This is a genomic window from Aromatoleum anaerobium, from assembly GCF_012910705.2.
In the GTDB taxonomy this organism is placed as follows: domain Bacteria; phylum Pseudomonadota; class Gammaproteobacteria; order Burkholderiales; family Rhodocyclaceae; genus Aromatoleum; species Aromatoleum anaerobium.
Map to the genome: position 1 here is coordinate 1 of NZ_WTVG02000037.1, position 12,957 is coordinate 12,957.

At 66.9% G+C, this 12,957-nt stretch carries 10 protein-coding genes; 7 read left to right on the forward strand and 3 right to left on the reverse strand.

All coding sequences use genetic code 11. The features are described 5' to 3' along the window. The coding region (locus tag GO606_RS05990; protein ID WP_246979401.1) for a molybdopterin-dependent oxidoreductase at positions 1 to 2,498 on the reverse strand (2,498 nt) is incomplete at its 3' end. Positions 2,499 to 2,511: 13 nt separating this feature from the next. Further along, the gene (gene fdhD, locus GO606_RS05995) at positions 2,512 to 3,342 is read right to left on the reverse strand and encodes a formate dehydrogenase accessory sulfurtransferase FdhD (protein ID WP_169119732.1); all 831 of its coding nucleotides are present in this window, start codon (positions 3,340 to 3,342) and stop codon (positions 2,512 to 2,514) included. A gap of 307 nt (positions 3,343 to 3,649) precedes the next feature. Here fdhD and GO606_RS06000 point away from each other — a divergent pair, with 307 nt between their 5' ends. From GO606_RS06000 to acuI, 5 genes are all read left to right on the forward strand, one after another. Beyond that, entirely contained in the window at positions 3,650 to 4,069 is a 420-nt protein-coding gene (locus tag GO606_RS06000; RefSeq protein WP_169119733.1) for a MarR family winged helix-turn-helix transcriptional regulator, read from the forward strand. 335 nt (positions 4,070 to 4,404) lie between these two features. Further along, positions 4,405 to 6,513 (forward strand): CoA-binding protein, encoded by a 2,109-nt coding sequence (locus GO606_RS06005; protein ID WP_246979402.1) that lies wholly within the window; start codon positions 4,405 to 4,407, stop codon positions 6,511 to 6,513. 247 nt (positions 6,514 to 6,760) lie between these two features. Next, complete coding sequence (locus GO606_RS06010; protein WP_169119734.1) at positions 6,761 to 7,792, forward strand: TRAP transporter substrate-binding protein; 1,032 nt, start codon at positions 6,761 to 6,763, stop codon at positions 7,790 to 7,792. Positions 7,793 to 8,147: 355 nt separating this feature from the next. Next, complete coding sequence (locus GO606_RS06015) at positions 8,148 to 8,675, forward strand: Gx transporter family protein (RefSeq protein ID WP_169119735.1); 528 nt, start codon at positions 8,148 to 8,150, stop codon at positions 8,673 to 8,675. A 226-nt stretch (positions 8,676 to 8,901) separates the two neighbouring features. Then, positions 8,902 to 9,894, forward strand: a complete 993-nt coding sequence (acuI, locus tag GO606_RS06020) for an acrylyl-CoA reductase (NADPH) (RefSeq protein WP_169119736.1) — start codon at positions 8,902 to 8,904, stop codon at positions 9,892 to 9,894. A gap of 60 nt (positions 9,895 to 9,954) precedes the next feature. On the opposite strand, the gene ruvC is transcribed toward acuI, so the two are convergent. Next, complete coding sequence (gene ruvC / locus GO606_RS06025; protein WP_169119737.1) at positions 9,955 to 10,512, reverse strand: crossover junction endodeoxyribonuclease RuvC; 558 nt, start codon at positions 10,510 to 10,512, stop codon at positions 9,955 to 9,957. 168 nt (positions 10,513 to 10,680) lie between these two features. On the opposite strand from ruvC, the gene GO606_RS06030 reads away from it, so the two are divergent. Further along, entirely contained in the window at positions 10,681 to 12,543 is a 1,863-nt protein-coding gene (locus GO606_RS06030) for an autotransporter domain-containing protein (protein WP_169119738.1), read from the forward strand. 124 nt (positions 12,544 to 12,667) lie between these two features. After that, on the forward strand, positions 12,668 to 12,844 hold the full coding sequence (locus GO606_RS06035; protein ID WP_169119739.1) for a hypothetical protein: 177 nt from the start codon (positions 12,668 to 12,670) through the stop codon (positions 12,842 to 12,844). The last annotated feature ends 113 nt before the right edge of the window (positions 12,845 to 12,957 follow it).

Below are 12,957 nucleotides of genomic sequence, written 5' to 3' on the forward strand. Positions count from 1 at the left end.
GCGATGCCGAGGCGCTTGGCGGTGCCCGCGTTGATGATCACGCCGGTGTGGCCGCGCACGTTCTGCGCGACTTCGCGCATCAAGGCGATCGAGACGTTGCCGCCGGTGTGGTACTGCATGCTCTTGGTCGCGAGCAGCCACAGCGGAAAGTCTTCGGGGCGCGCGCCGGCATTCTTGAGCTGCTCGGTCCAGCGCCCGGGCACGTCGTGCCACTCGGGCAGCGCCGTGTATTCGGAGAGCTGCGCGTCCCACCAGTGCATCTTCTGCTCGTGCAGCCGGTTGCCCAGTTCCCGCCCGATCCGCAAGAGGCGCTCCTGGTACGGCATCTCGTAGCGCAGACCCTGTTTCTCCAGCGTCGGCGTGAGGTACCAGTCGAGTTTGGACATCGGCACGGTATAGAAGCCGTGCGCCTTGAACCATTCGAGGTCGTGCGTCTCGGCGCCATTCGACAGGCTCGCCGAAGAGGCCTTGCAGATCGCGTCCCAGATCGCCTCGACGCCGTGCTCCTGCGTCGTGTCGAGGCTGTGGTCGTACTGCTCGCCTTTCAACGGCGCCCCGCCGCCGGCGCCGCGGTTGAGCGCCGTGTTGTAGCCTTCGAGGAGCCCGGTGCGTTTCGCGAGCTCCGTGCTGATCCACGTGAAGTCGCGCGCCTCGCCCTGCGGTGCGACCGCGGGCTGGCGCAGCACGACGCCGCGGTGCTCCCAGAACTGCTCGACGAACTTCGTGCCGCCGACCTTGATCATCTGCAGCGACTCGAGGTCGGTTGCCTCGGGCAGCAGCACGTCGGCCATCCAGTTCGTTTCATCGACCGTGTAGGCGAAGCACACCGTGAAGGGGAAGGTCGCGATCGTGTCGACCAGCGTCGGCGTGTCCCAGAACGAGATCGCCGGGTTCGAACGATAGACGAACCATACGTCGGGCAGCGTCGGCACCGGCATCGACCAGTCGTCGGGCACTTCGCGCAGGTGCATCCACGCCAGTTGCGTCGGGCCGAGCGCCTGGCTCCAGGCCGAATGACCAACGATCGGGACCAGGGTCCGATGTGCATTACGGCCCGTGGGCTGGCCGATCCAGTTTGCCTTGTCGGTGGGATTCAGGTTTTGGGTCATGAAACCGTCGTCCCCCGGCTTGACGCTCGCGAGCCGATCGTCATTGGGACGGTTCAGCCGCACCGTCGTGCCGAGCGTGCCGCCGGGGTTCTCGAGCGCGCCGACGAGGGTCGCCAGGAGCGTCCTCGCCCAGCAGCATTCGAACGCGCCCCAGCCGTTGTTCACCGACTTGCCGAGCGTGACCGCGACGGGCCGCAAGGGCAGCACCTGACCGTCGATCTCGATCGTCGCACCGATCGACGCCGCGTCGAGGTACTCGTTCGCGATGCGCCGGATCGTCGTCGCGGGCACGTCGCAGACGTCCGCGGCCCACTCCGGCGTGTATTTCTTGATGTGCTCGACGAGCATCGTGTACGCGGTCGTGCCTTCGACGTCGCCGAACTCCTGACGCTCGTCGTCGGCGTCGATCGTGATCGCGTCGATGACCACGAAGCGGCCCGTCAGTGCCGGAATCGCGCTCGCGGTGTCGAACGGCACGGCACGCCTGCAGGCTGTATCGTAGATCAGCGGCTTCCCGGTGGTGGCATCGCGCAGATACAGCCCGTCGGGGCCGACGAGGTACGGCGACGAGGTGCGATCACGCAGGAACGGCACGTCGAGCTTGGCGAGCCCCTGTTCGCATACCAGCACGTGGATCAGCGCGAACATGAACGCCGGGTCGGTCTTCGGCCGGATCGGCACCCATTCGGCCGAACACGCGCCGGTCACCGACAGATGCGGCTCGACCTGCACGCGCTTGTAGCCGCGCACGCGCGCCCCGGCGTGGCGCGTCACCGCACAGGGGCCGCCGGAGGCTTCAACGTTCGAGCCGATCGAGATCACGTAGTCGGCGAGCGGCGTGTCGGCCGCGACCGTGAACGCGCGGTGCCAGAACTCGCCGTACAGGTGCTCGGAGTGGGTGCATTTCACTCCTTGTCCCGAGCCGAAGCTGTAGTCGATCGGTCCCCACGCGGCGAGGAACGCGGGAAGCGTGCCCATGTACATGCCGGGTGTGCCGCCGTGGCCGAAGCTTGCTGCGAGGCGCGGCAGCCCGGCCTCGTCGGTCAGCCCTTTCGCGCGCGTCGCCTTCAGTTTTTCGGTGACCAGATCGAGCGCCTCGTCCCACGACACCGGCACGAAGCCCGGATCCTCGTGGCGCCCCTTCTTCGGGTTCGTGCGCTTCATCGGCTGCAGCACGCGGTGCGGATTGTAGGTCTTTTGCACCAGCCCGTAGGCTTTCACGCACACGCGCCCGCGCGCCGGATGCACGTCCTCGGCGGCGAAGTTCGGTTCGATCTCGGTCGCCACGCCGTCGACGACTTTCACCGTCATGAAGTCCGGGCCGGCGACGCAGTTGTAGCAGTAGCTCGGGACCTTGGCGACCGACTGCGGCTTGGGGGCAAGCGTCATGGTGTTCCTCACCTCAATGAATGCGTTGCGGGTGCGAATACACGCTGTGGCGCGCGCCGCGTGCAAACCCGATCAATGTGACCCCGGCCGCTTCGGCCAGGCGCACCGCCATGCCGGTCGGCGCCGACACCGCGGCGACGACCGCGATGCCCACGGCAGCGGCTTTCTGCACGATCTCGTAGCTCGCGCGGCTCGTCATCAGCACGAAGCCGTCGCCGAACGCGCTGCCGTTGGTGGCGACCGCGCCGATCAGCTTGTCGAGCGCGTTGTGCCGGCCGACGTCCTCGCGCACGAGCGCGACCGCGCCGTCCAGTCCGCACCACGCGGCCGCGTGCACTGCGCCGGTCAGGTGGAACAGGGGTTGCATGCCGACGAGCTGCGAATGGGCGACGGACAGGGCGCCAGCGGCCAGTCCGACGGTAGAGCGGACAGCGGGGACGGGGGCGCGGAACCGTTCGAGGCTCTCGACGCCGCACAGCCCGCAGCCGGTGCGCCCGGCCATCGCGCGATGTTGCGCGCGCAGCAGGAGGGCGCGCTCCGTGGCAATTTCAAGTCGGGCTTCCATGCCGTTGTCGCGCGCGATCACCTCGAGATCGTAGACCTCCCGAGCACGCGCAACGATGCCTTCGCTGAGGCTGAAGCCGGCGGCGAAATCCTCGATATCCAGCGGTGTGGCCATCATCACCGTGTGCGCGACGCCGTTGTACACCAACGCAACCGGAGTCTCCTCGGCGATGCAATCGTGAGTGCTGATCGTGACTCCATCCACCCGGCGCTCGACGCGATAGTTCCCATGCGGCGTCTCGTGGGCCGGCCAATGTGCATTCGGCCGCAGAAAAACCATGTCCAGATGCTCCAGTAATGCTCGATACCGGACCTGCCCACCGCCACAGCTGCGCCAGGTCGTGCTCGAAATACACGAATGAATGTTCGTTCAGTAATACTCGCCGAAACAGCGTATAACGTCAACCAGTGTTGACGGAAAAATCCTGTGTTTAGCGGCGATGTGCCAGCGCAGCGGCAGGCGGCGCCGGGTTCGCGACGTTCATTGACGGCCGGGGTACGGGTCCAGTATGGTCGGCGCCGAATCCAGCCGTTGCGCAAGCTCAATCCCGCGCAGCGCGTCAATCGATAGGTCACGGTGGAAGGTCATGGAGTCGAAAAGAGGGAGGGACCTGCGGCAACTGCTGCTGATGCGATCCGAATGGTTCGAAGATCGCGTGTACCAAGGTGCCAGTGAGAAGGGCTACGGCTTCATAACGCCTGCGATGGTCCGGCTTTTCGCCCATATGGGACGCCGGGCGGTGAGCATTCCCGAACTCGCCCGCCGACTGTCGATATCCCGGCAGGCAGTGCATGTGACGATCCACGAGGCGATGCGGCATGGCGTGGTCGAGTTCGAGGAGTGTTCGTTCGACCGGCGGCTGAAGCTCGTCAAATTCACCGATGCCGGCATGCAGATGCTGGCGGCCGCGGACGCGACGATGGATCGCGTTCAGGAGGAGCTGGAGGCGCGCATCGGCAAGAAGGACGTCGAGTCGCTGCTGCGCATCCTCGAGAAGACCTGGTAGGTCGTTCTTGCCCGACGGCGGCCGGCCGTCCCGCCCCGGACCTCGGGAGCGGATCCGACGCCTGCAGGGAGGTCGCGGGCAACTCGTCGCATTTTCCCTTCGATACCAGGTTTTCTGCGGCGCTGCGCCACAGTCGTTGTTGGTCAAGTCGCATTTACAGATCTCGTCAATTGTTGTTGACGTATTTTTGTGAGTGGATGATCATTCATGTCGATTCATGCGACGCCGCCCAGTGATGGTGGTGCCAGCTCTCAAAGCTGTCAGGTCGCTGGGACATCCGGCAGGTCCGCGATTTCCGCGCCACGTGATTGATCGAAACGACAAGGAGTCATTACATGCACATGTACATTGAATCGAAATCACGCCGCGACGGAGCCCTGGTGAATCCGGAGACGAGGGCGATGTTCCTGCACGTGCTCGCCGACGGGCGCCACGCGCTAGACGCTACCGAACTGGGCATCCTGCTCTCGGACCTCGACGTACAACTGGATGCGGACGGCACCGCGGCCGGCCCGGCCAACGTCGAACTGCGCCTCGGTTTGTACAACACTGCCGAATTCGGCATCGTCATTCGCGCCGGCTTCGGCGGGCTGGACGCCGAGCTCGACCAGGCCAATTTCAGGAAAGATAGTGCCGCCGTGTCGGCAATCGCGGAGCTGACCGACGCCGATGATTTTCTCGCGCTGTTCCAGCGGACCATCGTCTATCAGAAGCTCGCCGTGCTCGCCGCGCGCAGCGGCCAACCGCTCCCGGACGTCCAGTTGAGAGCCTGCTTCGCGCGCTTGCTGGCGCTGGCCGACCGCTTTGCACCCGGTGCTCCGGAGGCGAGCGTCGTCGTGAACCGCCTCGAACTCGATCCGCTGCACGTCGGCGAGCGGCTGGTGGCCCGCTCGGCGCGCTGCGAACTCGCCGCGCCGTCGGTCCGACGCAACCCCCGACCGATCCACAAGATCGACAAGTTGGTCCATCCCGAATCGATCGGCATCATCGGCGTGTCGGCCAGCGGCATGAACTTCGGCCGGCTGATTCTCGGCAACCTGCTCAAGAGCGGCTGCAGCCCGGCGCGCGTGACGATCATCCGGCCGGGCGAGACCGAGATCGACGGGGTGCGTTGCGTCGAAAGCCTCAAGGCGCTCGATCACAAGCTCGACCTGCTGATCGTCGCAGTCGCCGCGAGCGCGGTGTACGACCTCGTCGACGAGATCATCGAGACCGGCGCGGTCGAATCGGTGATGCTGATTCCGGGTGACCTCGGCGAAACGAAGAAGAGCCGGGAGCCGGCCGCGGCCCTCGCGGCGCGGATCAACGCCGCCCATGCGCGCGCCGACGGTGGTCCGATCTTCGTTGGCGCCAACTGTCTCGGCGTCGTGTCGCATCCCGGATCGTACGATTCCTGGTTCATCCCGAAGGAGCGCATGCCGAAGCCGCGCAACACGGCCGAACGGACGTCGGTGCTGATCAGTCAGAGCGGCGCGTTCATGGTCATCCGCCTGACGATGAATCCGTGGCTGGACCCGCGCTACATGGTGGCGCTCGGCAACCAGACCGACCTCACGCACGGCGACATGCTGAGCTATTTTGCCGGACGCCCGGAGATCGAGACGATCGGTATTTATGTGGAAGGGTTCAAGGAACTGGACGGCCTGGATTTCGCCCGGGCGGTACGCCGCGCAGTGTTGAACGGCAAGCAGGTCGTCGTCTACAAATCCGGCAAGACTGCGGCCGGCATGGCGGGCGTGATGGGTCATACCGCATCGGTCGCAGGCGATCCGGTCCTGTTCGAGTCGGTGGTCCGGCACGCCGGGGCGATGGTGGCCGAAGACTTCAGCACCTTCGACGATCTCCTCTACATGGCGGGCGCGCTGCACCACAAGAAGATCGGCGGCCACCGGCTGGCCGGTCTGAGCGGGGCCGGCTCCGGCGCCGTGGCGATCGCCGACGCGACCGGGTCGGACACCTTCTCGATGGAAATGGCCGAGCTCGACGGGACCACCGTCACGCGCCTGGGGGAGATTCTTGCCGCCAAGCGCCTCGACGCGCTGGTCGAGATCCGCAACCCGATCGACATCAACCCTGGCGCCGACGACGAAGCGCACCTGCAGATCGCCGAGGCGCTGGCCCAGGACCCGAACGTCGATGCCGTCGTCGTCGGACTCGACCCGACCGCGCCATCGGTACGCGGACTGGAGACGAGCGCGTTGCGCCCCGGTTTCGACCTGGGCGATCCGAAGGGCACAGTGCACCTGATGCCGGCGATCGTCGAGCGCAACGACAAACCGATCGTCGGCATCGTCGATGGCGGGAGTCTCTACGACGCGATGGCGGAACGCCTGATGGATCAGGGCGTCTGCGTGTTCCGGGACTGCGCGCGCGGTACGCGGGCGCTGGTGCGCTACGCCGAGGCGCGGCGCAGCGCCGAGGCGATCAGGGACCGGAACCGCTAACCGGGTGGGCGAAAACGACCTGGGGCCGTCTCGCTCAGCGCGGCGGCCTGTGCATTCTCCTGCATCATTAACAAGGCCGCGGCGGAGGTTTCACTCACCAAGACGTTCAAAGAGGTAATGCCGTTTCTCGCTTCAGACTTGGTCCACATCGTGTTGCTGCTGTTTTTGCCTGTCCTCTCGCTGTACCCGGTACGCACCTTCGGCGGCCAACCAGACCCGTTCATTCGACCTGTAGAAAGGAAAACCGATGAAAACCCGCAATCTGCTCACCCCGCTTTTCGCTTCCGTCCTGATGACGTTCGGCGCAGCCCAGGCTCAGGCAGACAACGTCGTCACGCTGCGCGTGCATCATTTCCTGCCGCCATCGTCGAATACGCAGGTGAAGTTCCTCGAACCATGGTGCGCGAAGCTCAGCGCGGAATCCGCGGGCCGGCTGAAATGCCAGATCTATCCGGCGATGCAGATGGGCGGCACGCCGCCGCAGCTCTTCGACCAGGCCAAGGACGGCGTCGCCGACATCGTGTGGACCGTTCCCGGCTACCAGGCTGGCCGCTTCCTCGTGTCGGAAGTGTTCGAACTGCCGTTCATGGGCATCTCCGGCGAGAAATCGAGCCGGGCGTTGTGGACCTACGCGACGAAAAACGCGACCGACGAATACAAGGGCGTGCGGCCGCTGATCTTCCATGTGATCTCCGGCATGGCGCTGCATACGACGAAGAAGCAGATCAAGACCATGGCGGATCTCAGCGGCATGAAGCTGCGCGCGCCGACCCGGCTTGCGACCAAGATGGTCGCCGCGCTCGGGGCGACCCCGGTGCCGATGCCGATGCCGCTCGTTGCAGAGAGTCTCGCCAAGGGTGTCATTGACGGGGCGATGATGCCCTGGGAGGTGGTGCCGACGATGAAGGCGCAGGAAATCGTCAAGTACCACACCGAGACCGATCCGAGCTTGCCACTGCTGTCGACGACCACCTTCGTGCTGGCGATGAACCCGGCCAAATACGACAGCCTGCCGCCGGAGCTGAAGAAGGTCATCGACGCGAACAGCGGCGCCGACGTGTCGGCGTGGGCCGGCAAGGTCTGGGACGATGCGACGCATACCGGGCGGCAGTCCGGTGTCGACCACAAGAACGTCTTCTATACGGTCCCCGCGGACGAACTGAAAGGCTGGCAGAAGGCCTCCGAATCGGTTGCGACCGAGTGGGTCAAGGAAGTCAGCGCCAAAGGCTATGACGGCAACAAGCTATTGATCGAAGCACGGGCGCTGCTGGCCAACTGACGGCCGAATGTTTCGCTCCCCGGCGCCCGTGCCGGGGATTTTTCACCGTGACCCAACGTGTGGCTGGCTCCACACGAGGCGATCGTGTCTCGCCCCCGGCGCCCGAAGACGTCGAGTTCTGGACCTCTCGGTGGTCGGAAACGACCGGGAGGATGGTGGCCGAAGACTTCAGCACCTTCGATGATTTCCTCTATATTGCGGGCGCGCTGCATCACAAGAAGATTGGCAGCCACCGGCTGGCCGGGCCCGGCGCAGGCGTTCGGGCACTTGTCGCAGCACCAGCACGTCATCGAATATCCGGTCCATCCGATTTCCTTCAGGAGCGAAGGCTTTGGCGCATCCGGCACCTTCAACCATGGAGATTCATCCCACTGCGGACGACCGGCGCATCGCGCGGCTGGCGACCGCGGCGATCGTGCTGACGGTCGCCGAAGCCGCGATTCCGCTGCCGCTGCCGGGAGTCAAGCCGGGGCTCGGGAACATCGTGATCCTGATCGTGCTGCTGCGCTGGGGCTGGCGCGATGCGGTGTGGGTTGCGCTGTTGCGCGTGTTCGCGAGCAGCCTGCTGCTCGGGCAGCTGTTCGCGCCGGGATTTTTCCTCAGCCTCGCCGGCTCGCTGACGAGCCTCGCGACGCTGGGGGTGGCGAAGCACCTGCCGCGGCGCTGGTTCGGGCCGGTGAGCCTCAGCGTGTTCGCCGCGTTCGCGCACATCGGCGGGCAGCTTGCGCTCGCCCGCGCGTGGCTCGTGCCGCACGACGGGGTGTTCTATCTCGTGCCGGTGTTCGCCGCGGCGGCGACGCTGTTCGGCCTGATCAACGGGCTGGTCGCGGCGCGTCTGTTGCGGGACCGCATTGGCGCGGCGGCGGGCGCAAACGAGCGGTAGCGGGCGGGGCTGGCCGCAATTTTGCTCGCTCAAGAAAACGCTGGGCCGCCCCAAGTATTCTTGTCCCCCTCGGGGGGGCGGAAACGGCAAAGCCGTTTCCTGGGGGCGCTCAAGAAAACGCCGGGCCGCCCCCAAGTTTTCTTGTCCCCCTCGGGGGGCGGAAACGGCAAAGCCGTTTCCTGGGGGCGCTCAATTCCTGGGCGGATTTCCATCGAGAGGAGGCATCATGTTCAAGGCGGTACTGATCGAGAAGGACGACGCCGGCTACCGGGCGACGCTGACCGATGTCGATGACGCGCGCCTGCCCGATGGCGACGTGACGGTGCGGGTCGCCTATTCGACGCTGAACTACAAGGACGCGCTCGCGATCACCGGCAAGGGGCCGGTCGTGCGCAAGTTCCCGATGGTCCCCGGCATCGACCTCGCCGGCACCGTCGAGCACAGCTCGCACCCGGACTACCGGGCCGGCGATCTGATCGTGCTCAACGGCTGGGGCGTCGGCGAAGGCCACTGGGGCGGGCTCGCGGAGAAGGCGCGGCTTGCCGGCGACTGGCTGGTGCCGCTGCCGGCAGCGTTCTCGCCGAAGCAGGCGATGGCGATCGGCACCGCCGGCTACACCGCGATGCTGTGCGTGATGGCGCTCGAACGGCACGGCGTGACGCCGGACCAAGGCGAAGTGCTCGTCACCGGCGCGAACGGCGGCGTCGGCAGCGTCGGCAGCGTCGCGGTGTCGCTGTTGTCGACGCTCGGCTACCGCGTCGTCGCCTCGACCGGCCGGCCGAACGAAGTCGAGTACCTGAAGACCCTCGGCGCCGCCGAGATCATCGACCGCGCGCAGTTCTCGATGCCGGGCAAGCCGTTGGCGAAGGAACGCTGGGCCGGCGCCGTCGACACGGTCGGCAGCCACACGCTCGCCAACGTCTGCGCCAGCATGAAGTACCGCGGCGTCGTTGCCGCGTGCGGCCTCGCGCAGGGCATGGACTTCCCTGCGACGGTTGCGCCGTTCATCCTGCGCGGCGTCACGCTCGCCGGCGTCGACAGCGTCTATTGTCCGCGGCCGGAGCGCCTGGAAGCGTGGCAGCGGCTCGCTCGCGATCTCGATTTGGCCCATCTCGACCTGATCTCGCAGGAAGTGGGTCTCGCCGACGTGATCCGCCTTTCCGGCGAACTGCTCGCCGGCCAGGTGCGCGGGCGGCTGATCGTCGACGTCAACCGTTGAGCGGGCCCGCCCCGACGAGGCGCGTCGCGACGAGCCGGCCGAGCGGGGGGATGGGGTGCGTCAGCCGAGGTCCGGCGCGACGAGGATGCGCCCGGCGCGACGCCGCCCGACGAACCCGTCCGGCGTGCCCTGGCCGCCGTGCGCGTGACAGATCGCGCATGCGAGGGCGTCGGCAGCGTCCGGGCTCGGGCTGCCGTCGAGCGCGAGCAGCCGCTGCACCATGTGCTGGACCTGTTCCTTGGCTGCCTTGCCGTAGCCGACGACCGCCTGCTTGACCTGCAGCGCGGTGTATTCATGCACCGGCAGGTCGCACGACACGGCGCCGCAGATCACCGCGCCGCGCGCCTGGCCCAGCAGCAGCGTCGATTGCGGATTGACGTTGACGAACACTTTCTCGACCGCGACCTGGTCGGGCGTGTAGGCCGCGACGACTTCGCGCACGCCGTCGAGCAGCGTCTTCAGCCGTCCGGGCAGTTCGCCGTCGCGGGTCCGGATGCAGCCGCTCGCGACGTAGCGCAGCTGGTTGCCGAGCTTGTCGATGACGCCGAAGCCGGTGATGCGCAGCCCCGGATCGAGTCCGAGAATGCGGGTGGCAACGACGGTGGAAGCGCTTTTCATGCCCTGCATTCTACGGGCCATCCCGACTCGGCGCTCGACCGGCGATGGGCGGACGCGAACGGGTCGCAACGCGGACGCCGCGCGGGGCGACCCGCTCGGGCATGGCTTCTTTTCCGGCTACGCGAAAAGCATGTCCTATGCTTGAATTCCATGACCAGGAGAAGCCTCATGCTCGCACGCACCCTGCTTGGCTCGGTGGCCGCGACGCTGTTCAGCGTCGCGGCCGCTGCCGACTTCAGCGGCACCGTTTTCTTCGGCGACAGTCTCAGTGACGCCGGCAGCTTCGCCCCGCTCCTGCCCCCGGGCAGCGGGCGATTCACGACGAACCCGGGGCCGGTGTGGACCGAGAACCTTGCCGCCGAGCTCGGCGCCAACGCGACGCCCGCGACGGCCGGCGGCAGCAACTTCGCGCAAGGCGGAGCGCGTGTGGCCCTGCAGCCGGGCGTCCCCGACACGAATCCGCTGACTGCCGCGGCTGTTCCGGTCCGTGACCAGGTGTCGGCGTTCCTCGCCGGCGCCGGGAGCGCGGACCCGGACGCTCTGTATTCGGTGTGGGCCGGGGCCAACGACCTGTTTCGCGCGATCGACCCGACGAAGCCGGAATCGGCGAATCCGCTCGCCTACCTCGTCGCGAGCGCGACGCAGCTCGCCGGCGAGATCGCGCGCCTGAAGGCGGCGGGGGCTCGTTACATCCTCGTCGCGACGCTCCCCGACATCGGCGCGACGCCGTTCGGCGCCTCGGTCGGCCCGGCCAATGCGACGAGCATCACCGCGCTGGCCGGCGCCTTTAACCAGACGCTGTTCGGCACCCTCGCCGGCGGTGGATTCACCGTGATCCCTGCGCTGCAAATCTCTGTGCAAGGTATCGAAGTGATTCCGCTCGACATCTTCACGCTGCTGCAGGAAGTCGGCGCGGATCCGGCGGCCTACGGATTCGCCAACGCGAGCGCGCCGGCCTGCGGTGCGACCGCGTCGCTCGTTTGCACCGCGGCGCATTTCGTCGTTCCCGGCGCTGAGCAGAGCTTCCTGTTTGCCGACGGTGTGCATCCGACGACGGCCGGCCACCGCGTCATCAGCGACTATGCGCTCGGCGTCCTGTCCGCACCGCACGCGATTTCGCTGCTCGCCGAGTCGCCGCTGCATTCGCGCGCGGCGCTGTTCGCGACGATCCAGGACCAGACGTTGCTCGGCGCCCGGGCGCGGCACGCGGGGGCGAAAGTGTGGGCCAGAGCCGGCGGCGGACAATTGAGGTTCTCGTCGGGGGCCGCATCGCCGGGCGCGAGCGGCGATCCATACGATTTCGCGCTGGGTGTCGACTGGCGAGTGTCGTCGAACGTCGTCGTTGGCGCCGCGCTCGGCCTCGCCACGCTCGACGCGGACTTCTCGCACAACCGCGGCGGTTACGAGCAGGATGAGCAGACCCTCGCGCTCTACGCCGGCTACCGCAACGGCGGCGCGCATGCGATGCTCGTCGGGGCGGCCGGCGATCTGGATTACGACATCAAGCGGGTCGTCACGCTCGGCAGCCAGCGGCGCGCAATGAACGGTTCGACTTCCGGCTCCAGCGTGTCGCTCGGCGTGCTCGCCGGCTACGATTTCGCTGTCGGCGCACTGATGCACGGCCCGATCGCGAGCCTGCATTTGCAGCGTGTCCGTGTCGATGGCTTTGCCGAGCGCGGCCTCGCTTCGACCGCGATGATTTTTCGCAGCCAGGAGCGTGAATCGCAGCTCGGCAGCGTCGGCTATCAGGCGGCGTACGATCTCGGCCGCTACCTGCCGTATGCGCGCGTGACGCTCGACCACGACTTCGAGGATGCGGACCGCGACGTGCGCGCGCGGCTCGCGTCGCTGCCCGCCAACAGCTTCGGCCTGCCCGCGTTCGAAGCCGGACGTACCTATGGCACGGCCACGCTCGGCGTCGGCGCCAGGTTCTCGCCGGCGCTGGCCGGGAATGTAGCGCTGACGGCGCGCCTCGATCAGGATGACGTCCGGGCGTACGCGCTGCACGTCGGGCTGAGCGTCGGCTTCTGAATACGGGCGAATATGGCCGAGGCGCTTGCCGCCGAGCAAGTGCCAGTCGCGCGGGGGACGGTGGCGGGCTGCCATGAACTTCGGTGGTCGTGCGGCGGTCAGCCGGGATGAGGAACAAGGAACGATGACGCCGCAAGTGGACCGGGTGTATGTGATCGAGCTGTGCAGCGGCGAGTTGCGGCACTGGCGTTTTCTCGGGCTGGATCGCCGCGAAACGGCATGGTGGCGCGACGAGGAGACCGGGCGCACGTTCTCCGAGGCGAGCCTGATGTACGTCTGGGAGATCGTCGCGGAGGCGTGAACCGGCCGGAAGCACCGCCGCAGATGCTTTTCCGTATTCCGTATTCGGTATTCGCCCGTCCTGCCGCCTGTCGATAGGCGGCATTCAATGACCCGCACTCGATGAGCCCGCAC